Raw genomic sequence first — 24688 nt, 5'->3', positions numbered from 1 at the left:
ATAAACTGTGAAGTGAAACTATGGTAACACTTTCATTAAAAGAATGAAAAAGTGACCACCACCAAAGAATTAAGCTCAATAGTATATGAGAGCGAATTCAGACACCATTTTTTAGTGACGTTCATGAAAAAAAACACAGGAAAAACGGCCAAAGCAGCCAATGGGCACATCCGAATAATCAGCGGGCAATTTAAAGGTCGAAAATTACCAGTAAAAGATGTGATTGGTTTAAGGCCGACCGCTGATCGGGTAAAAGAAACTGTTTTTAACTGGCTTATGAATGATATTAGAGATGCTGATGTACTAGACTGTTTTGCAGGCTCTGGAGGCTTAGGGTTTGAAGCCTTATCACGCTATGCAAATTCAGTGACTTTTATAGAAAAAGATAAAGCGGCTGCACAGCAACTCAATGATAACTTAGCATTACTCAAGCAACTCAACGGTAAGGTTATTCATGCTGATGCTCTTGGCACAATCGAAAGGCTGGGTAAACAGTATGACTTAGTCTTCATCGACCCTCCATTTCGGTTGGGACTTGCGCAATTATGCTGTCAGCAACTCATTCAATCTGATGCGCTCAAGCCATTAAGCCTAATTTATGTCGAAGTCGAATCTGAACTCAATGATTTTCAAGCACCTAATGATTGGCAATTACTAAAAGAAAAAACGGCAGGCCAAGTGACCTACCGTTTATTTCAAAACTTACATAATGAGGTATTGTAATTATTCAATCTCAATACCTATGTTGGTTTGACCATCTTCAAGCGCTTTTTTCTTAAGCGCTTTGACACTTTCAGAAGTGATACGCCCCATATTTTCAACATGTTCAATTAACTCTGATAGCATTTCCATTTCATATTGCATCAATGGGTGCTCTCTAATTGCTTGATTATCAGCGACAATGTCTTCACTTGTCAGTTGATATTCAATTAGTTTTGCAACTGTGGCTTGTGATATTTTACTAATATCAACAAATTCAGATTCATCTTCCATTAGCAGCCCATTAAGCATTCCGAGTAATGCTGTTGCTGTATCGATCGCAGGGTAAACTCCAAACATATCAAAATCAGCAACTTCAGGAACATTTGGTTCTACTTTATCAACCAAAAGTTCTAAATTAATTTTGCTTTTTGGTAGGACGAGCTTTTCCCAAATTAAATTAAGCGCATTACGTAACACACTTGATTCACCAAACTCTGTTGCTTGGCAAAAAAGCGTATAATTAGGCAGCATTCGCTCTAGTAATGCTGCGGCTAATACTGCTTTTTGCAGGTAGTTAAGTTCTCGAATACGTTGGAAGTTATTAGGCTTTTTCATCTTTATCCATTTGGCAGGACCAGCAAAATTCAAACCCTGCACCATTTTTTTCACCACAATGGCTACAAAACCAGTCGTGAATTGATTGCTTAGATTGATATTCTAACAATATTTTTTCGGCTTGGCGCTGTTTAATCTGCATGACAAGAATTGAAACATAGGTTTGTTCGTGGGGTATATCACCTAAAGCGCCCGCAAGCGCTTCACCATGAAATCGAACATCGATACGGCTGAGGGCTAATAACCCCTTGATCAGGTTAGCCTCTATCGCATTTTCTGCTTTATAAACACTAATCCAATCGAAGAGGTCTGTCATTTAGCTAGTCAGTTGTTGTTGGGCATATTCAAATTTAAGTCTAAATTCGGTTACCTTGCCTTCTAACTCTTCAATTTTTTCTGTTAATTCATTGTTTTGTGTTCGAATACTCTCATAAGCACTGCGAGCTTGCTGTGATTCAGCTTCTAAACGAGACACTAAGCTTGAATTGCGGCCTTGCGCCATATTTAATGCCGAGTCTTGATTAGCTAGCAGATTTTCTTTTTCAGAAATCGCATCCTGATAGCCTTTTTCTTTCACTCTGAGCTCACTTAGCTGTTCACTCAGTTGCTCGCGCTCTTGCTCTAAAGTAACAATATTTGTCAGTGCTTGTTCTAGCTCAGCTTTCAATAATTTGCTTTCTGCAAACAAATCTTTTTTAAGATCGTTAAATCGACCGTCATGTTTCTTCGCTTGCTCTTCTGCTTTTTCTTTAAACTCATTATTAATTTGCACTAAGTTTTCATACTCTTGCGTCAGTGCAGAATGCGCTTCTTCAAGAGCTGTGACGCTACTTTGAAGCGTACTTAATTCGTGCTCTTTAGTACTAAGAGAGGCTTGCAAAGTTTCATTATTATTTTCTATTTGTTTAAAGCGAGTATTGGCTTGTTCAAATTGAGTATTTAACGAACTCAAGCATTGTTGTTCACTTTCAAGCTGTTTAGCTAAAGATTCTTTTTCTTTTGCTAATGCATCCAACTGCTGTTGAGATGCTTCACTTGAATTTTCAATGTGAGACAGCAACTCAGTTTTATCTTGTAACTGCTCTTGATAATCCTGGATTTTCTTAACATGATTCGCTGATATTTTTTGTTGTTCAGCTACGGCCTGTTGGCTGTGTGCAAGTTCTGCTTCTACATCGACTAATGCTGTTTTAACATCCGCGAGCTCTTTTTGATAATGACGCTCTTGCTGTTTTAAGCGGTCATCTAAAGAAGCATTTTCTTGACTGCGCTCTTCAATCAACTGTTTTACTTTATTTGACTGTAATGCATTGAGCTCTTTTTGCTTGGCCAAAGCAGACTCTGATTGCTGTAGTTGCTCTGCTAACTTTTGCTGCTGAGTTGTTTTTTCTGATAATTGAGCCTGTAACTCTTGCTGAACGTTAACCTGCTCTTGAGCAGCTGATTGCAACGCTTCAAACTGTGTTTTGACCGCTTCAAGTTCTAGTAATTGCTCTTTTAAGCTGGTTAGTTCATCTAGGGCTTGTTGAGTGTTTGCTTGCTCAGTTCGAGCTTGCGTTTCGAGGGCCGAGTTGGTTTTTTGCAGCGACTTTATCTGCTCATCAAGTGCTTTAATCGCTTCATCTTCATCTGCTTGGTGCTGCACGATTGCAGCTTGGTGACCTTTTTCTAAAGCTTGCTGGCACGCAACCAGCATCAAGCCTTTTAATTGAGGTGTCATTATCTCAATTAATTGCTGCGACACTTGATCAATATAAGGATGACCAATAGAAATCGTGTCAGTCAAATTGGCATGCAATACTACAGGCTCAATTGAAAGTTCTTGCGCTACTTTATGAAGAGTATCTTTTGCAGAAACAGATTCTAAGCTTTGTAAAAGCTTATGTAACTGGGTGCCTTGAAATTCGCCCATACTAATTTATCCCCTGACGCACTGCTATACCTACTTTAGTTCAAGTTCTGCTATTTTTATGGTGAACTTATTTATTGCCAGATAACTTAAAACTAAATCTTTAAAATTAACAGGTTAAAAAACAGTTATTGTTATAATCCTGCTATCTTAACACTGCTAATACGTGAATATAAACAGAATAAAACATATAATTAACAATCAAAATAAATATAGAAGTTTTCACTGCCATGACACTCACCACTCCAGCACTACTTTTTCCTGCTATTTCTTTGCTCTTACTCGCTTACACCAATCGTTTTTTAGTCCTTGCACAATTAATTAGGCAATTAAATTCTCGAGAAGGCGATACTATCCGCCCCGTCGTAAAAGCACAGATTAGCAATTTAAGAAAACGTATAAAGCTGATTCGAACCATGCAATTTTATGGTGTTATTTCATTTTTATTATGTACAGCGGCAATGTTTGCGGTCTTTTTGGAGCAAGCTTTAATCGGTGCCATCTTTTTTGGTTGCAGTTTATTATGCCTACTCGCATCACTTCTTTTTTCACTCTTTGAGATTTACATTTCTTGTGATGCGATCGAACTCGAATTAACAAACATTGAAGAAAAGCCACTCAATAATCGCTGAGGGAGTTTTATACTTTTTACGTTTACCTTCTATACTCAATTCATCTGATATTGGTTAAGTGGTAATTTGTGTCTGATTTTTTATTCTCTGACGAAAACCCTCAAATTAATGAGCAACCTGAAGACTTCAATAGCGGCTGGGATATTCTGGTCGTTGATGATGAAGAAGATATTCACCAAGTCACTAAGTTGGTATTAACAGGTTTCCAGTTTGAAGGTAAACCACTGCGCTTTCATCATGCCTATTCGGCTGAACAAGCAAAAGACATGATGAAAGACATGAGCGAAATTGCAGTAGGCTTAGTTGATGTTGTGATGGAAACAAATCATGCAGGGCTCGATTTAATTAAATATATTCGAGAAGATGCTCATAATCACGATGTACGATTGATTTTAAGAACAGGCCAACCTGGTGAAGCGCCTGAAGAATCAGTCATACGTGACTTTGATATTAATGATTATAAAAATAAAACTGAGTTAACAGCCATCAAGCTTAAAACACTTTTATATTCAGCTCTTCGTGCTTACCGCGATATTCGAATTATTGAAAAGCATAAATTAGGACTCGAAAATATCATTAATGCGTCAGCCAATTTCTTAGAATGCGATACGGTTGACCAATTTGCATCGACTATTTTAGGTCATGTCTCTACTGTTATGGGTCTGGAAGATAATGAAATTTACTGTGCAGCAGCGGTAAACTCCCAAGCAAAACCCGGTACTGACTTTATGCTACTCGCTTCATCTGTCGGGGAAACAAATTCGGAGCATGCTCAACTACCTGATGAAATCAGTGATTTATTTATTAATGTTCATAATAAAAAGCAATCATTTAAAGATGAAAATCAATTTGTTGGTTACTTCCCGACAAAAGGTGGTTTAGAAACAATGCTCTATGTGAGCAAATCATCAAAATTACAACCTTCAGATCATCAACTATTAGAGTTTTTTTCTAACAATATTGCACTTGCTTACGATAACTTGCGGCTTCGAGAAGTGGTTCGCGAATCACAAAAAGAATTATCTTACATATTGGGTGAAGCAGTAGAAAAGCGCAGTAAAGAGACTGGTAGCCATGTTAAACGCGTCGCTAATTACAGTTATATGCTGGCGTTAAAATACGGACTGACCCCTTACCAAGCTGAAATTATCAAGCTTGCATCTCCTCTTCACGATATAGGAAAAATTGGCATTCCTGACCTTATTCTTAATAAGCCCGGTAAACATACAGCCCAAGAGTGGGAAATAATGCAATCACATGCGCAAATGGGCTATGAAATTCTTCAAAATTCGACCAATGAGATATTAATGCAAGGTGCGGTTATTGCTCATCAGCACCACGAAAAGTGGGATGGTTCGGGTTACCCTCAAGGCTTAAAGGCCCAACAAATTGATATTTCAGGCAGAATTACCGCTCTTGCTGATGTGTTTGATGCACTTGGCAGCGATCGCTGCTACAAAAAAGCTTGGCCGCTTGATGATATTTTAACGCTATTAAAAGAGCAAAGTGGCAAGCAGTTCGATCCTGATTTGGTTAGGCTTTTCATTGATGATTTAGATGCCTTTTTAGGCATCCGAGATGCCTATCCAGATTGAAGTATTTAATCTATTGAGAAATTGCATAATACTATTTTACTAGGCTAAATATGGATTAAAGCTTGCTTTTGTACCTTATTCTTTAATATTATTGCCCAGTTGTTACTTTTTAAGCAAAAAGCGTAGAAAAAACAAAGTAATTACTCAAAACCAAAATGATTTTGGTACAACTGTCAGTTTTAGCTCAGTTCACTTGATAGAGAAGGATCATAAAGTGAGATTGGAACAATTCGAGCAATTTTTGGCGTTAGGAAAACTTCGCCACTTTCGTCAAGCCGCAGAACAATGCAACTTAAGCACATCAGCCCTTACTCGCAGCATTCAAACGTTAGAGCAAGAACTCGACTGTGAATTAGTCACCCGCTCAACTCGCTCAGTGCATTTAACTGAAGCCGGTGAGATTTTTTTAACTTACTGTCATGAAACATTGACTAACCTAAGTGAGTTGAAAACAAAGCTAACTAAACATAAGTCGAGTGAGTATGAGAAGATAGTTATTGGTTACACTATGGATGCAACGACTATCGTCCCTCTTGCATGCGGGAAGTTTATGCAGCACCACCCTGAAACATCTATTGAAATGCATTTATATTCTCAGTCTCAACTTGATGAGAAACTAAAGCTCAATGAAATTGATCTCGCTATTGGCAACAGCCAAAGTAATGTGCCAGAAAATGCACTCGTGCGCTTACCTGATCAACTAGTGCTGTTTGTGCACAACACACATCCTCTTGTCACCACTGAAGAGATCGATCGTAAAGCGCTAGCGCCATTCCCTATGCTGTCATGTTTATCATCAAGTACTTCGGTGCAAAAAATGCTACAAGATGCAGCAACAGCGTTACATAAAGTTTCAACGATCAAAGTCGGTAACATTGATCAAATAACTCAAACAGTTAAAGATGCTAAACACGTTGCAATTGCAGGTATTGAGCACGCAAAAACCATTGAAAACAATGCTGATTTAGTCATCATTAAACCTTCTCAAGAGTCACAACAACTCGCATTAGCAGTCACTACAGCTAATAAATTCTCTTTGCAACATCAAGCAATTCAGCTTCTTAGCTATATTGCAGATGAAGTAAAATTACAAACAGGTGAAAGCTTAGAGCAAGTTGAAGGTTATTAACTATCAAGATGTAAATCATGTAAGAGTCAATGCTATAATCGCAGCATCAATATTATGAGCCTGACTATGTACACACCTGATTTTCCCTCTCACACTCTTGATACATTACTGGATCAAATCGAACAACATGGGTTGGCCGTTATCGATAACGCCATCCCCTGTGAGCTTACCGAAAGTTTATTAACTGAGTGCTTAACACAGCAATCGTTATTTAAACCTGCAGGCATAGGCCGAGAAGCCGACAAGCAACTTGATGCAAGTATTCGCTCCGATAAAACACGCTGGTTTGATAGTCAGACTTTAGTGCAACAGCAGTATCTATCGCTAATGGAGCAGCTCAGAAATATCATTAACCAACATTTTTATCTTGGGTTATTCGATTACGAAGCTCATTATGCTACGTATCAAGTCGGTGATTTTTATAAAAAACATCTTGATGCTTTTAAAGGCCGTTCGAACCGAGTCTTTACCACTGTATTTTACCTCAATAGCCCTGAAGGCGGAGAGTTAGTAATATACAAACCAAAAAGTAAAGAGGTGCTCACAACCATAAAACCGAAAGCAGGCACTTTGGTCTTATTTGTCAGTGAAGAGTTTGCACATGAGGTCTTACCAGCATTAGGCCCTCGTCACTCGATAGCGGGTTGGTTTAGAAAAAACACCTCATCACACAGTTATATCGACCCTGCTAATTAACTATAAGAGACAACTATCGCTAACCAGACCGCAATACCAACATAGTTATTGTGTAAAAATGCTTTAAAGCATAATTCACGTTGGCGATCTCGAATCAAATATTGTTGGTAACTAAACAGTACCACCAACACCAAAGATAAAATAACGAATAAACCGTATGACCAAGCATGCAGTGATGCGATAAATAACAACATCAAAATCGTGGCAAGTTGTAGTAAGCTCACAATAAGCTTATCAAATCGCCCAAATAAAATAGCGGTCGATTTGACCCCAATCTTAAGATCATCATCTCTATCTACCATGCCATACATGGTATCATACGCAACAGTCCAGACTAAGTTAGCGCCGTACAGTAACCAAGCTTCTGTGGGAATCGTATTTAATGTGGCCATATACGCCATTGGAATGGACCAACTAAATGCAGCGCCCAGAACGACTTGTGGTAAATGAGTATACCGCTTCATAAATGGGTAACAAAACGCGAGTCCGAGCGCAGCAAAAGACAACAGCACAGTATTAAGATTGAGATACAAAACTAGAAGAAAGGCTGCGAAAATTAATACAAAAAATAAAACCAATGCTTCTTTCGCACTAACATGCCCAGCAGCGAGTGGCCGCTGTTCAGTGCGTTTCACTTTTCCATCTACTTTTCTATCAGCGAAGTCATTGATCACACACCCTGCTGAGCGCATTACAAAGACACCTAAACTAAATATGAGCAATAAATGCCACTGAGGGAATCCATCAGCAGCTAACCAAAGCGCCCAATATGTTGGCCATAACAATAATAAAGTGCCAATAGGTTTATCAGTGCGCATTAACTGTAAATAATAGCGCCAATTTTTTTGGATTAGTTTAAGCATTCGCATCAATAAAGCACCGACTGAGGAAGAAAAACTTCACACACCATTACCTGATAACCAAATAAGCTAAAAATACTGCGACGGCCTAAGCATGGCTGTTTGGATAAATGAAGCGAGCAAGCAAGATCAATAATGGGATGAGATTCATCAAATTGAGCAACTTGTATTTCGTTTCTCATCAACTCAGGGTGACGAAACAAATACTCACCTAATGGCTTAGATCCCAATTGTGCAAGTTGCGCATCAGTCGAAAAAAGTGCATCAGGAATCCAACTTTGCGCATATATTTGCGCCTGATTGTCACAGCGTAAAATCACTTCCCTAAAGGTGTACATTCCTTGTTGATGTGGCTTCATAAAACTGGCTTGTTCAAGGGTTAACTCTTGTTTTTTTTCACTTAAGATCTCAACACTAAAATCAACAAATGATGACTTTAGCTTTGCAGTGAGTGAGCCTTCACTTAATAGCCAGTTTTGCTGCTTTAAGTTAAGCTCAAATGCTGTTTTAGGCAGCCAATTATTTGTTAAAGGGAGAGGAAATTCGAACACAACACGATACCTGAACAATAGAAGCCGTATCATAGCACTTCAAATCCAGCTGAAAAAGTCAGGTTAAGCATTGTATAATATTAAACACCCCCATTAATCAAAGTAGATAAAGTTAAAGAAAGAATGATCTTGCTATAAATGCTGGACTATAATTTGCTAAAACAGATATCATAACACTGTTAAATCACACATTTACGTCATCAAACTTTATTAAAAGAGAAATAAGCATGCGATTTTTAGCCGTTTTAATTTGCGCTATTGGGCTCCAATTTACCAGCTTAAACAGCTATGCAGCTTCAAACATAGGCTACTATGGCTTTGAGCCTGACGTCATAACTAACTATATTGGCACTTCAGCTAAAAAAATGGGTTATGTTCGTGTCACTGTAGAACTGATGATCCAAGATATGGGCAACTTAGCTGTCGTTGAGCACCATGATCCATTACTGCGTGATGCCATTGTTGAAATTTTAAGTAAAGAGCCTGAGGAAAAGGTGAAATCATTAACTGGCCGTGAAGAAATTCGCAAAAAATGCGTTGCCGAAGTAAAGAAATTACTAAAACAAGAGACCGGCAACGAAATTATTAAAGATATTTTGTTTACTAAGTATTTGTATCATTAGCCTTTAGTTTGGCTGGTTTTGTTGTCGATAGAAACCAGCCATAAAACCCACCCGAAACAAGTCCTAATAAGTGTGCCCAATTGGCCATACTAACAAATAACACATCAGCAAACCCTAATACTAACCAGACAAGCATAAAACCAACTATCGGTTTATCGACTTTAATTACCGAATCCCCAGTTAAATAGCCATAAATCCAACAAAAGCCCAACAGACCATAGACCACACCAGATAACCCACCAAAGTTATCTCCGACCATTAAAAACTGCACCCAATTACTAAATAGTGCCGTAATAATAAAAATAAACACCAATTGTGTGGCGCCTAAGCGTTTTTCGACTTTTGCACCTAAACTCATCCACCACATTAAATTAAAAATTAAGTGGATAGCAGAAAAATGGATTACTGCTGGCGTAAACCATTGAATAGGGTTGCTTGGATCAAATTTCAAAATAGCAAATAAGCTATTAAAACCACCTAGTACAAACAAACAATATAAAACAACACACACTAAACTGACCGCTTGATTAAGCCAGCTCAACGCTTTAAAGCGACTAATTAGATTGAATGATGAACCCTGATAGCTCAATGCAGAATCCGTAGTGCCCACTTGCCACGAGGCCTGCCAATACTTTTCATCATTCGGGTGTTGTTCAAATTCATGCCATAAGCGCTGTGCTTTTTCTAACTTAGCCCCATCAACCAATATTGCGACTTGATCGGCAGCTTCCACCGCTAACTGAGCTTCTATTTGCTGGTTTTTTAAATAATCAACAAACGCTTGAGCTGCACGGGGATTGTTCAAAGAGGCTAAGTTCACCATTATCTTTCAATTTCATCCATAAATTGTTTAGACCAAGCATCAAAGCCACCATCCATGCTGTAAACCTCTTCAAAGCCTTGTTCAATCAGATAATTAGCCGCACCTTGAGAACTAATTCCATGATAACAAACGACTATTATTGGCTGTTCAAAATCCCTTTCAATCATAAATTGACCAATATTTGCGTTAGATAAGTGAACAGCTTGTGGCATGTGCCCTTGCGCAAACGAGTTTTCATCTCGAATATCCGCCACCACAGTCGTGTCGCCCGCCATAAGTTCTTTCGCTTGCGCCGCTGATAAATGTTTAAATGCCATAACTACCTCAAAATGAAATGATAAAAAAAGGGGCCAATGCCCCTTAATATTAACGTGTTAACTAATCAATTAACACCAGTCTAAAATAACTTTACCTGATTGGCCCGACAACATAGTGTCAAAGCCTTGCTGGAATTCATCGATTGGGAATTGGTGCGTGATAATCGGTGATAAATCTAATCCAGATTGGATTAAACTGGCCATTTTATACCAAGTTTCGAACATTTCACGTCCGTAAATTCCTTTAATGACCAAACCTTTGAAGATCACTTGATTCCAATCGACCGCCATATCTGAAGGAGGAATACCGAGCATAGCGATTTTACCGCCATGATTCATATTACTAAGCATATTTGTAAAAGCAGATGGGACCCCAGACATCTCTAAGCCCACATCAAACCCTTCAGTCATGCCAAGCTCTTTCATCACATCTTCAAGCTTTTCATTGGCCACGTTAACAGCACGCGTAGCGCCCATTTTACGAGCAAGTTCAAGGCGATACTCATTCACATCAGTAATAACTACATAACGTGCACCCACATGTTTTGCAACCGCAGCAGCCATAATACCAATCGGACCTGCACCTGTGATAAGGACATCTTCACCCACTAAATCAAACGATAAGGCAGTGTGAACAGCATTACCAAACGGGTCAAAAATAGAGGCTAATTCATCTGAGATATTATCTGGAATCTTAAACGCGTTATAAGCGGGTATCACAAGGTATTCTGCGAAAGAGCCTTCACGATTAACACCAACACCTATGGTATTACGACACAAGTGCACACGACCTGCACGACAATTACGACAATGCCCACAAGTAATGTGTCCTTCACCAGAGACGCGGTCACCAACGTTAAATCCACGAACTTCTTGACCCATATCAACGACTTCGCCCACATATTCATGGCCGACAACCATAGGTACTGGAATGGTTTTTTGCGCCCATTCGTCCCATTTGTAAATATGCACATCTGTTCCACAGATCGCCGTTTTACGAATTTTGATTAATAAGTCATTGTGGCCAACTTCTGGTTTTGGCGCATCTGTCATCCAAATGCCTGTTTCGGCTTTTAATTTAGATAATGCTTTCATTTATTGTTCACCTTCAAAAACAGCCTCAAAAAAGAGGCTGTTTGTTCAATATCGATTAACTATAGATCAGATAATTTGCATGTCTTTACCAATGCGCGTGAAAGCATCAATTGCTTTATCTAATTGCGCTTGGGTATGAGCTGCAGAAATTTGAGTACGAATACGCGCTTGACCTTTAGGTACAACCGGGAAAGAAAAGCCAGTGACATAAATCCCTTCTGCTAACAATCTATCTGCCATTTCAGCTGCGACTTTTGCATCCCCTAACATCACAGGAATAATTGCATGGTCTTTACCCGCACAAGTAAAACCAGCGGCTTCCATTTTTTCACGGAAATACGCTACGTTACTCCACAATATATTGCGCAGTGCTTCACCCTCTGCAAGCATATCCAATACTTTTAATGAAGCCGTAACGATTGAAGGCGCCAGAGAATTCGAAAATAAATAAGGACGTGAACGTTGACGTAACCATTCAACAATTTCTGCGCGGCCTGACGTATAACCACCTGATGCACCGCCCAGCGCTTTGCCAAGTGTACCCGTAATGATATCAACACGATCCATGACATTACAATACTCAGCAGTACCACGGCCATTTTCGCCAACAAAGCCCACTGCATGAGAATCATCAACCATGACCAAAGCGTTATATTTATCGGCTAAATCACACACCGCTTCTAAATTACAAATCACGCCATCCATTGAAAAAACACCATCGGTGGCAATGAGTTTAGTTTTAACACCTGCGGCATCGGCTGCAATAAGTTGCTGTTCAAGATCGGCCATATCATTGTTTGCGTAACGAAAGCGTTTCGCTTTACATAAACGTACACCATCAATAATCGAAGCATGATTAAGTGAATCTGAGATGATTGCATCTTCAGCACCTAAAATAGTTTCAAATAACCCGGCATTGGCATCAAAGCACGACGAATACAAAATAGTGTCTTCAGTTTGTAAAAACTCACTAACTTTGGCTTCTAATTGCTTATGAATATCTTGTGTGCCACAAATAAAACGCACTGATGCCACACCAAAACCATGCTGATCTAAGCCGTTTTTTGCAGCATCAATTAACTCTGGGTGATTAGCTAAACCTAAATAGTTGTTGGCACAAAAGTTTATTACTTTATCACCTGAGGCAACTTGAATTTCAGCTTGTTGTTGTGAAGTGATAATACGCTCACTTTTATACAAACCTTCCGCTTTTACTTCATTAATTTGCTGCTTTAGCTGCTCATAAAACGCAGATGCTCTCATCTGTTTTCTCCAAAGTATTTGAACGAGTAAACCATAACCAAAAATCAAAGTTATGCTTAAAAACTGACGCGCATTGTAAAAGTTTCAACATACAATTGCACTGTTTAGTTAGCGATCGGACCACTCCAACCGTTTAAATAATTACCTTTTGAATCGCATCCGCTAATGATGGCCATATTTCAAATTCAGCCAACTCTTGCGCTGTCGCTGCACTTAAGTCTTTGATATAGACACAACGAGCCACGCCAGCGGCTTTTCCTGCTGCTATATCAGAGGGTTTGTCACCAATCATGATACTTTTGCTCGCATCAATATTAAATTGCGCAATACCTTGCAATAACATCCCTGGAGCTGGCTTACGGCAGTCGCAGTCCTGTTGGTACTGCGCTAATGCATTGGTCGGATGGTGAGGACAAAAATACACCTCAGACAGCGGCGCTCCTTGCGCTATAAATTGGGCTTTCATCCATTGGGTTAAGTGCGCAAAATCAACTTCTGTATAATATCCTCGCCCAATCCCCGATTGATTGGTAACCACTATAAGCTTGTAACCTAACTGAACAAAGTGGCGACAAGCTTCAAACACACCCGCGACAAATTCAAACTCTTCAATTTTATAAACATACGCATGGTCGACATTGATCACACCATCGCGATCGAGAAAAACGGCCTTATTCATTTAAAAGTTGCTCTTTTTGTACAACATGTTCAAACATAGATAACACCGACTCAACCGTTATTTGTTCCATTAAATCTGCACCTTTTGCTCGCTTGCCCCAAGGCAATTGGGCCGCAGGCTTGCCACACTGTTGCTCAATATTTTGATGGTACACTTCAACCACATATTCTTGATATAGGTAAGGGCCAGTTCGTTTGGGGTTAGAGTGTGCATACAACCCAATCACAGGTGTCCCAACTGTAACTGCCATATGTGCAGGACCAGTATCCGGCGCTAACACTAAATCAGCGTGTTTGAGTACACATAACAGTTGCTTAAGAGTCGTATGGCCGACCAAATTAAGAATATCAGCTTGACTATGTTCGATAATTTGCGCGGCTAACTCTTGCTCCATTTGAGTTGGCCCGCCACTGAGCACAACTTTAAACCCTTTTGTTTGGGCATAATCCGCTAAAACAGCATAACGCTCGGGTAACCAGTTACGCTCTTTTTTACTCGCAGCGGGTGCAATTACAAATACTTTTGACCATTCACTTAATTGCTGCTTAGCCCAAGCTTCATCAGTGTCTTGATAAGGCATTTGCCATTCTACAGCAGATTGTGTCACACCAAGACAATGAGCAAAGGCAAAAAAGCCATCTAATACATGAGGCTCATGCTGCGGTTTAATTTTTTTGTTAATAAATAAACTATGTGCTTCTTTTGCACGATGCCAGTCAAAACCTACCTTCACTTTTGCTGGGATACATGCTGCAGCAAAATTCGCTCTTAATGCGACTTGCATGTGTAAAAGTACATCGAATTGGCGCCCTTTAAAGCGTTGCTTAAGCTGCTGGTAGGCTAATTTACCTTGTTTCTTATCAAATATGACCAATTCAACTCCAGGTAAGTCAGCCAGTAGCATTGCTTCAACCTTACCAATAACCCAAGTAATAGCAGCTTTAGGGTGCTGACGTTGAATAGCTTGAACCGCAGCCACCGCATGGCACACATCACCAATGGCTGACAAACGAAGAATACAAATCTCTTTAAGGTTTAGTTTAGCGCTCACAACAATCCTGTAGTTGATTAACAACATAAGTCATGATCTTAATGTAAATAGACCCACAAACCAAATGTTCACTGTGGCAAACTTATTGTAAACTACGTTTTCTATTCGTTTTTGGTGCTTAAGTTTGATGATTCAAGTAAAACAATCTGAACAATCGACCCTTCTTTTAACACCATCAAGCCCGACTGACGTCTGTGAAAATTGGTTTTCCGCAGATTTTTGGCATCAGCAAAATAAGGTTTATGCACAAAAAACCGGCCGAGCCAGTACGTGGTTTTTTGAACACCACGGACTCAAAGCAGTTATTCGTCACTATTGGCGCGGTGGCCTGGTTGGCAAAATAGTGACTGATCAATACTTTAATTTGGGCCTAAAAAAATCGCGAGTGTACCAAGAGTTTGCCTTGTTGGCGCATTTATCAGAGCAAGGTTTCAATGTGCCAAAACCAATAGCTGCGCAATTTATACCAAGTGGACTGATTTATCGTGGCGATATCATCACTCAAGCGATAGAAGGAGCGCAAAGTGTGCTCGACATTTTACAAAGTCGCTCATTAACCCAGATAGAAATCGAACAAGTGGCACATGGCATCGCTAAGTTTCATAATGAAGGGGTGTTTCATGCCGATTTAAATATTAATAATATTCTGTTTGATCACCAAGGTGAGGTGTATTTAATTGATTTTGATCGCGGGCAGCTGAAAACCCCTGCACACGATTGGCAACACGCCAACATGACGCGTTTGCAACGCTCTTTCAATAAGCAGCAGGCCAAACATCCTGTATTTTATTGGCAACACAGTGATTGGCAAACACTGCATTCTCATTACCTTTGTGCCATAAAAAAAGCCTGATGCATCAGGCTTTTCATCAAAATAACCGCTTAATGTGTTTTAATTTTTTTAATCACATTCGATGTGGAACAACCATTTAAAAACTCAAGCACTTCGACCCGTCCACCTTGAGCTAATACAAACTCAGCCCCAGCGATTTGATCAACAGTATAGTCGCCGCCTTTTACCAGAATATCGGGATTTACTTGTTCTATTAGTTGCGCAGGTGTGTCATTTTGATCTTCTTGACCAAAAGGGATCACCCAATCAACTGACGACAATGCCGATAACACCATTGCACGCTCTTCAAGCGGGTTAATGGGACGCTCTGGACCTTTTAATCGCGCGATGGACTCATCATTATTAAGTCCAACCACCAACCTATGCCCCATCGCTTTGGCTTGGGCTAAATACCGTACATGGCCGGCATGTAAAATATCAAAACAACCATTGGTAAATACAATGGTTTCACCCGCATTTTTAGCCAGTTCAATATGCTGTAGCACATCAGTAAACGGTGTTTGATAATGTTCGCCAGTGTCGAGTAAGTATTGGTTTAACTTACGAGTTAACTCCTCCGGGCGAACAGTTGCAGCACCTAGCTTAGCAACAACTAAACCTGCGGCTAGATTGGCAACCTCAACAGCATCTTTAGCGGGCATACCGGCAGCTAACATCACAGTTAACGTGGCGATAACGGTATCTCCTGCGCCGGTCACATCAGATACTTCTCGAACTTGGGCTGGGAAATCATATTTTTCATCTGGCGTTATTAACGACATACCCTGCTCTGAGCGCGTCAATAACATGGCATTGATGCCACATTCATGAATTATTTTACGAGCCGAGTCTGTAATAATTTGCTCTGAACCCACTTCCCCACCTGCCGCTTTAAACTCACTTAAATTAGGGGTAATGAAATCCGCTCCTCGATAACGAGAGAGATCTTTCGCTTTTGGATCAACAAGCACTATTTTATCCGCACTTTTGACCAGAGAAATCATCTGTTCAATAAGTGCTAACGAACCTTTGTTATAATCTGAAAATAATACAAAGTCATAATCAGAAACGACATCCCGTAAACGGTCGAGTAAAAGTTGGCTGTGTGCGGCTGTAAAGTTTTCTTCTAAATCAAGACGAACAATTTGTTGGTGACGGCTAATTACCCGCATTTTTGCAATCGTTGGATGATCATTTTGGATAACTAACTCAGAGGCAATATGCTCATGATTAAGTAGTTTTTGTAATGTCTCACCACTTTCATCGTCACCAATAATACCGAGCAAGCTCACTTTTCCATCTAAATGCGCAATATTTTTGGCCACATTAGCCGCTCCACCAGCCTTATCCTCTAACTGACTGACTTTCACAACTGGCACTGGGGCTTCGGGTGAAATTCGACCTGAATCGCCATGCCAATAACGGTCCAGCATCACATCACCTACCACTAATACCTTGGCATTTGATAAATGTTTAAACAGAGATAAATCCATTATGCTTCGTCCTGCCAACTCAAATCGAGTGCTTCACATAACCAATGACCAATAAACATATGCGCTTCTTGAATGCGCGCCGTCTCATCATTGTTAATAATAATTGGCAGGTTGGCGATATTTTTAACTTCTCCACCATCTCGGCCAGTTAAAGCAACAGTAAATGCTCCTAACTGATTAGCCGCTGCCAGCGCGAGGTTGATATTTTTACTCGTTCCTGATGTGGTGAGTCCAATCACTAAATCTTGTGGTTTACACAGCGCCTGTACTTGACGCTCAAATACAGTATCAAATGTATAGTCATTAGAGTGAGCGGTTAAAATAGAGGTATCCGTGGTTAACGCAATTGACGCTAAAGGTCCGCGTTCTTTTTTATATCGCACGACAAACTCTGCAGCTAAATGCTGGGCATCAGCGGCACTACCACCATTACCAAACCAGATCACTTTTCCACCCGCTTTTAAGGTTTCAAGACACTGCGCTAATAACGTTAATGCTGCCACTTGATGATTTTCAAGGGTTGCAAATGCGGTTCTGTGGCGTGTTAAGCTAGCAGCATAACTCTTTTCGATTTCTGGGTTATTCATAATTTTTCCTATCCAGCTTAAGCTTTAAAGAGCTCAAACTATAAATTGAGCGTGGTTTTACCAAAACCAAGTCACCGATAAATGACCATATTTTTCATCAAATACATCTGTTCCGTAAGTAATTTGACTCTCTATACGATATTCTTGCCACTTACGGCTATTGCTCAACTGTAACTCTAACGAGCGTTGATAATCAGTGGCAGAATCAAGGTTATCTATGGTGGTTAATTTAACATGCCATGACGAGTTGATATCTTCGTTATACCCAATATCAATGAGATGGATATCTGATGGCGTAGCATCACTAAAGGTGCGCTGATCCCCTGCAAAATGGCCATAAATGGCACCATCATTGGTATTTCCATATTTATAAATGGAGTTCACGTACCACAATGAGTGCCAGCTAGTATATTCATAACGAATAGACCAATTTGACGTGAGTTTAGGTAAATATACTCCCCCTGCAAAAACACCGTTACCAAACTCATAGTTATTATATTCTTTGGTATCTTCGCCGCCATATTCGAAATAAAGCTCTGCAGGTGTCCCCCAGTTAAAATTAAACACATTGGTTATCGAACCGAGTTGATCTCCCAATTCCTCATCGTCACCATTTTTATTATCATTACTAGCCGGATCAAAATACGCTTTAAAAATATCTTTAACACTGACTTCTCGTGGTCCACCACCAAAATGCAATATACGGTTTAGACCTATTTTCCATCCGGAAATAGGCTCTATACTTAAATGTGTACCAGCAACCAATGGCCGACCATCATGCCACTCACCTTGATAACCAATGCCTTTTTCAACATTTTCTAATTTAGAATAATACAGTTCGAAATCAAGGTTCCACCAATCAGCAATTGGTTGAGTGAGACCTAAAGAAATCGAAGGTGATGTTTTGGCATTAGTCGAGATCATTTGCGCTGAATGCTTAAAAGGTGAAAACCAATGCTCTTTATAACCGACATCAAGTTGTAACGACTCACCCGCCAAACTAACAAAGGTGTTATACGCAACTAAATCACCTGAAGAAAACCGATAATCTAGGCCCACTTGAACCAGAGTTGATTCACTTGGGCGCCATATTCCTTCAAAAAAACCTTGTCCCCATTCATCTGACTGTAAACCGCGCTGATTTGGGATAGCAATCGTTTTTTCATATTTAGCCGTTGCTCTTATTCCTGAGCGGCTGATCTGATCTTGGCCTCGATAAGGCTTAAGAGCTACACGAATGGCATCATAAAGTGCTTTATCGACCGTACGTAATTGTCGTAATGCAATATCAATTTCATTAAATGCATACGGCTTACTCATGGGGGTGCCCGTTGTAAGCACAAACATTGTATCTACTTGCCGCTCTAAATGACTATCAATATGAATAGGTAAATATGCAGTGGGCTTGGCTAATAACGGCGAGCTGCACAGAGCGAGAAGTAACGTTGATAAATATTTTAATTTCATAAATTTGGTGCACTGATTTTAAGGCTGATTGATGGTACCAAATCTACTTTAAAGATGACACTGAGGGCTTGTTTAAAATTGTTATCTTTAATGTTTTAATCGCGGTTACAGGTGTTGTTCTGCTTGAAAAAAAGCTACCATATTGCCTATCAGACCTCATTGTTGCTATTTATGGCCCGCATTGTTTATAGCTTAATTTTATACATTCTTAGCCCTTTAATTTTTGCTCACCTTTGGCGACGCGGAAAAAAAAACCTAGGCTATCGACAGCATTTAGCCCAGCGATTCGGATTTTATCGTCAAGCAAAGCAACAAGATACTATCGTGTTCCATTGTGCTTCATTGGGTGAAGTCATCGCTGCTACGCCGTTGATAAAACGCTATCTCGCTATGTCTCATCTTCCGGTTGTGATCACCTGTAATACCCCTACAGGGAGAGAGCAAATAAAACAAACGTTTGCCGATACAGTCAGTCATGTTTATTTACCACTGGATTTACCTTTTGCTGTCAAACGCTTTTACCGTCATTTTAATCCCAAATTAGTGGTTATCTTAGAGACTGAACTTTGGCCCAATTTAATCCATTACGGGACTCACTATCACAGTCAAACTTTATTACTCAACGCTCGTTTGTCTGAAAAATCAGCACAAGGCTATCAAAAAGTAGCGTTTTTCACTGAGAGTATTTTCAAAGGATTGAGATATGTTGCAGCGCATAGTCAGCAAGATGCTGAGCGGTTCATCAAACTTGGCGTAGCGCCTGAAGATATCTGTGTTACCGGTTCAATCAAGTTTGACATCCAACTCAATGAACTGATAAAACAGAAAGCCTCAGAACTAAAAGCCTCCCTCAGTGCCCATCCATTTATTTGGATTGCGGGTTCAACTCATGAAGGAGAAGATGAACTCATTCTTCGCGCCCATCAAGCACTCTTGGCTCAGCAACCACATGCCTTACTTATTTTGGTGCCACGCCACCCTGAACGCTTTGACAGTGTTGCACAATTAATTGCGGAGCAGAAGTTAAGCTATCGTAGACGAAGCCAGCCAACTTCACCTGCTCATGATGACAAAGTTTCAGTGTTATTGGGTGATACTATGGGAGAGCTACAAACCTTGTATGGCAGTGCGGATGTCGCATTTATTGGCGGTAGTTTAATCCAGCGAGGTGGGCATAACCCACTCGAAGCTGCAGCATTTAGCTGCGCACTTATCACTGGGCTGCATACGTTTAATTTTCAACAGGTTTATCAGGGTTTATACAATCACCAAGCTTGCTTGGGATGCGAAAACGAATCAGAGCTCAGCAACCACTTAATTGAGCTGCATAATCAGCCCGAATACAGACAGCAACTCGGTGGTGCAGCACAACAATTTGTACTCGCCAATCAAGGTGCCTTGTCACATTCGGTGGATCTTATTTATAAATTTTTGGACTAATATTATGTCTCAACATCCTGCCATCATACAAACACAACTCTGGGTGAATGATGTAATTGTTAAATATAACTTTTGCCCATTTGCCCGAGCGGAAGTTGCCAGCAACAAGATTCAATACACGCTTTGTGAGCAAAATACGGCTGAAGATGCTGTTATGAGTATGCTAGATGGCTGCTTTGAACTTGAGCAACACCCAGAAATAGAAACCACCCTGCTCATATACCCTGAAGGCTTTTCGGACTTTGATGACTTTTTGGCGCTAGTCGATTTGGCGAACGTCATGTTAGCAGTGCAAGGGTTTGAAGGAACATATCAGCTTGCAAATTTTCACCCTGACTACGTCTTTGCTGACAGTGAACCCGATGATGCTGCCAACTATACCAATCGCTCTCCTTATCCGACGCTGCATCTTATCCGTGAGCACAGTATGAGTATGGCTTTAGATGACTATGACCAACCTGAATCTATTCCAGAACACAATATAAAACTCGCCAGGCGTAAAGGCCGTGATTTTTGGCAGCAGTTGCTAGAGAACTGTATCAATAAACCTACAAAACAATAATCTCTTAGTGCGCTCTATTTTGTGCTAATCCACTCATTTACATGACAAAAATATTTATATGCCAGCCTGATACACGATAAATATTTTTGTTCTTTCCGATAAAAAAATTATGTTTTACCAAATCCCAATCCTGATTCATATTTAGCTCGTAAATCAGTCTTGCGGAGAAATGTATGCGTACCGGTCAATTTGAGTTTTTTGATGATATAAACTTCCCGATGGGGTTCCGCCGTTCAGGTTCTTTTTCGATTAGCGAAGCTGAACTACTAAGTAGCTACGGTGATACCTTAATCAAATTACAAAACAAAGTATTGCAACCTGAACTACCTGACGAGTATGACTTTATGATGGTATGTGATGGCGCAAAAGATGCACAAACCAGTTTAGAAAAAGTATGGGTAAAATATAAGAAAGAGATTTCACGCAAAGACACGTTTTTTAGTGCTTTTGGCAAAAAAGAGACCACTCGCCCAACCGTTGATTTTTCTAACGCCTAATTCAAGCAATTGAACGAATGCGCTCAGTGAGTAGAATTATAATATTCTCCTTGCTGAGCGTATTTTTTATTACTCAGATTGAGCAAGCTCTTGATAATGCTGCTGTAGTTTAGCTATTTTATCTTTACCAGTCCCATAACTATATGGTTTAAAAAGCAATAAGACTTTCAGCAAGCCTTTATAAATATCTGTTTTTAATAAACTTGAATCAAACTTATGGATCTTCAAGTATGGCGTCCAAAAGCTCACCATGATCTTAATGCTGTGAGCCAAGTCTAAAATATCTTCTTCTTCGATATCGATAATTTCTGCCAATTTCATACCCCGAACAACATCTGCGATTTGCTCGAGCAAGTTTGCCTGCATGGCGTGATATTCTTTTTTAAGCGTCTCGTCTCGAGACAAAATATCGCCAAGGTTATCGTAAAAAAAGTGGAACTTCCACATCAGCTCAAATAAAGAGTCTAGATATCCAATTAATTGTTCTAGTTGATCTTTATTAGGGTTAATTGGTGTGAAATGAGTGTGTAAATGTTCACGATATAAGGCAAAAATGTGCCTTAAAATATCTTCTTTATTTTTGAAGTGATAATACAAGTTGCCAGGACTAATTCCCAAATGGGCCGCAATGTGGTTGGTGCTTACAGCACGCTCACCTTGTTCATTAAACAAAGCAATACTGGCCTGAATTATTTTATCCTTGGTCCTCATAATATTCTGATTCCATACAATAATTAAGCACGCATTATAAACAATGTTCCATTGAAGCTAAAGGCTGCTATTGAGAACAAACACTGATAAACTAAAGCTAAATCTTATATCATTACGACTCTCGAGTGAATTAAACGCATTATGAATGTAAAAGCAATTTATCCTGGCACGTTTGATCCCCTTACCAATGGCCATTCAGATTTAGTAGAGCGCGCAGCTAAAATGTTTGACCATGTCACATTTGCGATTGCTTTCAATCCCAATAAACAGCCTTTTTTTACCCTTGATGAGCGTGTCGCTTTAGCCAACACAGTGTTAGGTCATATCCCTAATGTAGACGTGATTGGTTTTTCAGGTCTGTTAGCCGATTTAGCGAAAGAGCAACACGCAAACTTGCTTGTACGTGGCCTTCGGGCTGTATCTGATTTTGAATTTGAATTGCAACTAGCTAACATGAATCGTAGTTTAAACCCCGATTTAGAAAGCATCTTCTTAACTCCCTCTGTTGAGAACTCTTTCATCTCATCCTCTTTAGTGAAAGAAGTCGCCCTGCACCAAGGTGATATCAGTCGGTTTGTTCACCCTGCAGTTGAACAAGCATTAAAGGAAAAAATTAACGGATGATGTTACGTCGTACCCTGATTGCATCTGCTCTATTGACTTGTATAAGCATAGAGGCTGAACCATGGATTGATACAACGGATCCATATTTACGCCAATCAATAGAGCAACTGGTTAGTTACGGCGTAATAAAACGCCCAATTAATAACTATCCTTTAATGTGGCAAGGCATTGCGCAAGATCTCAGTCAAGCAAAACGAAATCAATTACCCAAAGAAGCTGAATTTGCCTTTAACCATGTACGCCATGCCTTACGCTTTGCACAAAAAGGCAGCCGCTCTGGAGTGAAGGTCAAACTCAATAGCCGTCCCTCGCAGACTCAAAGTTTTGCTGAGCGTTACCAAGAAGAAGCCGCAATCCAAGGCTACAGCGTATTAATGGGCAATAACGTGACAGCTAAAGTGAGCGTTCAAGCTGCCAATAACGCAAATAATGAAAAAACGCTGTCGTATGATGATAGTTATTTAGCGGTTTTGATGGGAAATTGGGTCATTAGTGCTGAGCAAGTAAATCGTTGGTGGGGGCCGGCAAACGACAATGCACTGATGTTGTCAAACAATGCCACTCCAATGAAAGCTGTACGACTGAGTCGCTTTAACAGCGACTACTTTGGCCCTAATTTATTATCATTTGTCGGTAACTGGCAATTTACCGCCTTAATTGGCGAACAAAAACACCCCGGGCAAACACCTATCACGAATAAGTTTTGGGGTGCACGCCTTGCAGCAACGCCACTTACAGGTCTTGAAATAGCCTATAGTCAAACGGCGCAATTTGATGCCAGCAATCAAGCAGATGATTTGGGTGATTTAGGCAATGTCATGCTCGGTAAAAACAAAATCGATCCGAAGACCGGCCTCAATTATTACAACCAATTAAGTTCGCTTGATATTAAATACTCAACAGTGTTGTTTAATCACAGTGCTGCATTGTATGGGGAGTGGGCTGGTGATAAGCAAAGCAGTTTGTTACCTGAGTCAACTAACTACACACTAGGTGCTGAACTTTTTTTAGGTGATGTTGATTATGTTATCAAAAGCTACATTGAACACAGTAATACCAAGCAAACTTGCACAAGCTTAACTGAGCCGTTTCATTGTGGCTACCAACACCCAGCTTTTAGTGATGGTTATCAGCATTACCAACAAATGATTGGAGCAAGTATCGGGGCTTTTGCCACCAGCAATACGCTCGGATTACAATACCATCAAACCAACGGAATAGCCGCTTACACTAAACTTCGTCATATCGAATTTGATCTCCCTACGAGTCAACTTAACGAAACGACGGCCAGTGATCAATTGCAGCTAGAAGTTGGTTATCAACAAGGTGTGTTTAAGGGATTATTTAAAGTCTCGGCGAGTGCTTGGCGCGAAAAAAATCAGTTAGACAACCAATCCAAGAACTACAGCGCAATTAGAATGAGTTGGGAATATCGCTTTTAATCAGGCAGCCCAATATTTAAATACAAAAAAAGCGCTAGTTAAGCGCTTTTTTTGTATTTATTTGCAATTGGTTTTTTAACTTAATGAGTCCCAAAATATCACGATCCGTTATCAAAGCTACAATCATTGTAAAATCAGCGATATTTACGCCTGCAGTGTATATGTCCCATAAAATCCATTGTTCTTTATTTTCAAAAATAACGATATCTAGATGCATTAAACCAAATAAGATAGTGTTAATAGAAAGCCCTAAATATACGTAAAATACTCCGGGAGATGCCTTCGTTCTTAGTAAGAAATGAAAAAACGCAATTAAAACTAGAGTCACTATGTCATATAAAAACCAAGTTTTATAAACTTCTGTTTTGTCAAAAAGCTCGTAAAAATGATCACTGATAAAATATGATAAAAAAATTACAAACGAGCATAAAACTAGTAAGTTATCTTTTTTTACTGAAATGCATCTAAAGAAAAGATTTAAAAAAAACGACAT

28 protein-coding genes are annotated in these 24688 nt (G+C 39.8%); 12 read left to right on the top strand and 16 right to left on the bottom strand.

Annotation, left to right across the window (positions count from 1 at the left end; translation table 11 throughout):
* Window positions 1-123 precede the first annotated feature (123 nt).
* Window positions 124-723, top strand: a complete 600-nt coding sequence (gene rsmD / locus PULV_RS16995; RefSeq protein ID WP_193332321.1) for a 16S rRNA (guanine(966)-N(2))-methyltransferase RsmD — start codon at window positions 124-126, stop codon at window positions 721-723.
* On the opposite strand, the gene PULV_RS16990 is transcribed toward rsmD, so the two are convergent.
* Genes PULV_RS16990 through PULV_RS16980 form a run of 3 tightly spaced genes read right to left on the bottom strand, consistent with a single transcriptional unit; the run spans window position 724 to window position 3229 of the window.
* Entirely contained in the window at window positions 724-1317 is a 594-nt protein-coding gene (locus PULV_RS16990) for a YjaG family protein (protein WP_086744312.1), read from the bottom strand.
* Complete coding sequence (locus PULV_RS16985) at window positions 1304-1633, bottom strand: DUF7577 domain-containing protein (protein WP_086744311.1); 330 nt, start codon at window positions 1631-1633, stop codon at window positions 1304-1306. Before PULV_RS16985 ends, PULV_RS16990 begins: the two co-directional genes overlap by 14 nt.
* Complete coding sequence (locus PULV_RS16980; protein ID WP_193332320.1) at window positions 1634-3229, bottom strand: coiled-coil domain-containing protein; 1596 nt, start codon at window positions 3227-3229, stop codon at window positions 1634-1636.
* Window positions 3230-3456: 227 nt separating this feature from the next.
* Here PULV_RS16980 and PULV_RS16975 point away from each other — a divergent pair, with 227 nt between their 5' ends.
* The 4 genes from PULV_RS16975 (at window position 3457) to PULV_RS16960 (ending at window position 7278) form a co-directional block, all read left to right on the top strand.
* Complete coding sequence (locus PULV_RS16975; protein ID WP_086744309.1) at window positions 3457-3858, top strand: DUF2721 domain-containing protein; 402 nt, start codon at window positions 3457-3459, stop codon at window positions 3856-3858.
* Window positions 3859-3926: 68 nt separating this feature from the next.
* Window positions 3927-5453: a DUF3369 domain-containing protein gene (locus PULV_RS16970; RefSeq protein WP_086744308.1), complete on the top strand. Its 1527-nt coding sequence runs from the start codon at window positions 3927-3929 to the stop codon at window positions 5451-5453.
* Between the two features lie 214 nt (window positions 5454-5667).
* Window positions 5668-6582 carry a LysR family transcriptional regulator gene (locus PULV_RS16965; RefSeq protein ID WP_193332319.1) on the top strand — a complete coding sequence of 305 codons (915 nt, stop codon included), beginning with the start codon at window positions 5668-5670 and terminating at the stop codon, window positions 6580-6582.
* A 66-nt stretch (window positions 6583-6648) separates the two neighbouring features.
* On the top strand, window positions 6649-7278 hold the full coding sequence (locus PULV_RS16960) for a 2OG-Fe(II) oxygenase (protein WP_086744306.1): 630 nt from the start codon (window positions 6649-6651) through the stop codon (window positions 7276-7278).
* Here PULV_RS16960 and ubiA read toward each other — a convergent pair.
* Together ubiA and PULV_RS16950 are read right to left on the bottom strand one after the other, a co-directional pair.
* Window positions 7275-8147 (bottom strand): 4-hydroxybenzoate octaprenyltransferase, encoded by an 873-nt coding sequence (ubiA, locus tag PULV_RS16955; protein WP_193332318.1) that lies wholly within the window; start codon window positions 8145-8147, stop codon window positions 7275-7277. The genes PULV_RS16960 and ubiA overlap by 4 nt on opposite strands.
* Entirely contained in the window at window positions 8147-8689 is a 543-nt protein-coding gene (locus PULV_RS16950; protein WP_193332317.1) for a chorismate--pyruvate lyase family protein, read from the bottom strand. The genes ubiA and PULV_RS16950 overlap by 1 nt, the downstream gene beginning before the upstream one ends.
* Before the next feature lie 227 nt (window positions 8690-8916).
* On the opposite strand from PULV_RS16950, the gene PULV_RS16945 reads away from it, so the two are divergent.
* Window positions 8917-9312, top strand: coding sequence for a flagellar basal body-associated protein FliL (locus tag PULV_RS16945; RefSeq protein ID WP_086744303.1), 396 nt, complete (start codon window positions 8917-8919; stop codon window positions 9310-9312).
* Here the strand turns inward: PULV_RS16945 and glpG are convergent.
* The 6 genes from glpG to PULV_RS16915 form a co-directional block, all read right to left on the bottom strand.
* A complete protein-coding gene (gene glpG / locus PULV_RS16940) occupies window positions 9293-10135 on the bottom strand; it encodes a rhomboid family intramembrane serine protease GlpG (RefSeq protein ID WP_193332316.1) in 843 nt (280 codons plus the stop codon). The two genes, PULV_RS16945 and glpG, sit on opposite strands and share 20 nt — an antisense overlap.
* A complete protein-coding gene (gene glpE / locus PULV_RS16935) occupies window positions 10135-10452 on the bottom strand; it encodes a thiosulfate sulfurtransferase GlpE (RefSeq protein WP_193332315.1) in 318 nt (105 codons plus the stop codon). Before glpE ends, glpG begins: the two co-directional genes overlap by 1 nt.
* Before the next feature lie 69 nt (window positions 10453-10521).
* Window positions 10522-11547 carry an L-threonine 3-dehydrogenase gene (gene tdh, locus PULV_RS16930; protein ID WP_193332314.1) on the bottom strand — a complete coding sequence of 342 codons (1026 nt, stop codon included), beginning with the start codon at window positions 11545-11547 and terminating at the stop codon, window positions 10522-10524.
* A gap of 66 nt (window positions 11548-11613) precedes the next feature.
* Window positions 11614-12810, bottom strand: coding sequence for a glycine C-acetyltransferase (locus PULV_RS16925; RefSeq protein ID WP_193332313.1), 1197 nt, complete (start codon window positions 12808-12810; stop codon window positions 11614-11616).
* Between the two features lie 133 nt (window positions 12811-12943).
* Complete coding sequence (gene gmhB / locus PULV_RS16920; RefSeq protein ID WP_193332312.1) at window positions 12944-13489, bottom strand: D-glycero-beta-D-manno-heptose 1,7-bisphosphate 7-phosphatase; 546 nt, start codon at window positions 13487-13489, stop codon at window positions 12944-12946.
* Window positions 13482-14540, bottom strand: coding sequence for a glycosyltransferase family 9 protein (locus PULV_RS16915; RefSeq protein WP_227009432.1), 1059 nt, complete (start codon window positions 14538-14540; stop codon window positions 13482-13484). The genes gmhB and PULV_RS16915 overlap by 8 nt, the downstream gene beginning before the upstream one ends.
* A 127-nt stretch (window positions 14541-14667) precedes the next feature.
* Between PULV_RS16915 and PULV_RS16910 the strand changes: the two genes are divergently transcribed.
* Window positions 14668-15393, top strand: a complete 726-nt coding sequence (locus tag PULV_RS16910; protein WP_193332310.1) for a 3-deoxy-D-manno-octulosonic acid kinase — start codon at window positions 14668-14670, stop codon at window positions 15391-15393.
* A 29-nt stretch (window positions 15394-15422) separates the two neighbouring features.
* Here the strand turns inward: PULV_RS16910 and hldE are convergent, their stop codons facing one another.
* Genes hldE through PULV_RS16895 form a run of 3 tightly spaced genes read right to left on the bottom strand, consistent with a single transcriptional unit; the run spans window position 15423 to window position 18919 of the window.
* Window positions 15423-16865: a bifunctional D-glycero-beta-D-manno-heptose-7-phosphate kinase/D-glycero-beta-D-manno-heptose 1-phosphate adenylyltransferase HldE gene (gene hldE, locus PULV_RS16905; RefSeq protein ID WP_086744295.1), complete on the bottom strand. Its 1443-nt coding sequence runs from the start codon at window positions 16863-16865 to the stop codon at window positions 15423-15425.
* The gene (locus PULV_RS16900; RefSeq protein ID WP_086744294.1) at window positions 16865-17452 is read right to left on the bottom strand and encodes an SIS domain-containing protein; all 588 of its coding nucleotides are present in this window, start codon (window positions 17450-17452) and stop codon (window positions 16865-16867) included. The genes hldE and PULV_RS16900 overlap by 1 nt, the downstream gene beginning before the upstream one ends.
* Before the next feature lie 57 nt (window positions 17453-17509).
* Window positions 17510-18919 carry a capsule assembly Wzi family protein gene (locus PULV_RS16895; RefSeq protein WP_193332309.1) on the bottom strand — a complete coding sequence of 470 codons (1410 nt, stop codon included), beginning with the start codon at window positions 18917-18919 and terminating at the stop codon, window positions 17510-17512.
* Window positions 18920-19042: 123 nt separating this feature from the next.
* Here PULV_RS16895 and waaA point away from each other — a divergent pair, with 123 nt between their 5' ends.
* From waaA to maoP, 3 genes are all read left to right on the top strand, one after another.
* Window positions 19043-20359 carry a lipid IV(A) 3-deoxy-D-manno-octulosonic acid transferase gene (gene waaA / locus PULV_RS16890; RefSeq protein ID WP_319609023.1) on the top strand — a complete coding sequence of 439 codons (1317 nt, stop codon included), beginning with the start codon at window positions 19043-19045 and terminating at the stop codon, window positions 20357-20359.
* A gap of 4 nt (window positions 20360-20363) precedes the next feature.
* Entirely contained in the window at window positions 20364-20921 is a 558-nt protein-coding gene (locus PULV_RS16885) for a DUF1415 domain-containing protein (RefSeq protein WP_086744292.1), read from the top strand.
* Between the two features lie 173 nt (window positions 20922-21094).
* Window positions 21095-21418 (top strand): DUF413 domain-containing protein, encoded by a 324-nt coding sequence (maoP, locus tag PULV_RS16880; RefSeq protein WP_086744291.1) that lies wholly within the window; start codon window positions 21095-21097, stop codon window positions 21416-21418.
* A 69-nt stretch (window positions 21419-21487) separates the two neighbouring features.
* Here the strand turns inward: maoP and PULV_RS16875 are convergent, their stop codons facing one another.
* Window positions 21488-22129: a TetR/AcrR family transcriptional regulator gene (locus PULV_RS16875; protein ID WP_193332308.1), complete on the bottom strand. Its 642-nt coding sequence runs from the start codon at window positions 22127-22129 to the stop codon at window positions 21488-21490.
* 141 nt (window positions 22130-22270) lie between these two features.
* Between PULV_RS16875 and coaD the strand changes: the two genes are divergently transcribed.
* Window positions 22271-22753 (top strand): pantetheine-phosphate adenylyltransferase, encoded by a 483-nt coding sequence (gene coaD, locus PULV_RS16870; RefSeq protein ID WP_086744289.1) that lies wholly within the window; start codon window positions 22271-22273, stop codon window positions 22751-22753.
* Window positions 22750-24195, top strand: a complete 1446-nt coding sequence (locus PULV_RS16865; protein WP_193332307.1) for a capsule assembly Wzi family protein — start codon at window positions 22750-22752, stop codon at window positions 24193-24195. Before coaD ends, PULV_RS16865 begins: the two co-directional genes overlap by 4 nt.
* A 34-nt stretch (window positions 24196-24229) precedes the next feature.
* On the opposite strand, the gene PULV_RS16860 is transcribed toward PULV_RS16865, so the two are convergent.
* Window positions 24230-24688 (bottom strand): hypothetical protein, encoded by a 459-nt coding sequence (locus tag PULV_RS16860; protein WP_086744287.1) that lies wholly within the window; start codon window positions 24686-24688, stop codon window positions 24230-24232.

This window comes from Pseudoalteromonas ulvae UL12 (assembly GCF_014925405.1).
Classification (GTDB): Bacteria; Pseudomonadota; Gammaproteobacteria; order Enterobacterales; family Alteromonadaceae; genus Pseudoalteromonas; species Pseudoalteromonas ulvae.
The sequence above is the reverse complement of the archived record's forward strand: the minus strand, read 5'-3'. Positions and strand labels throughout refer to the sequence as shown.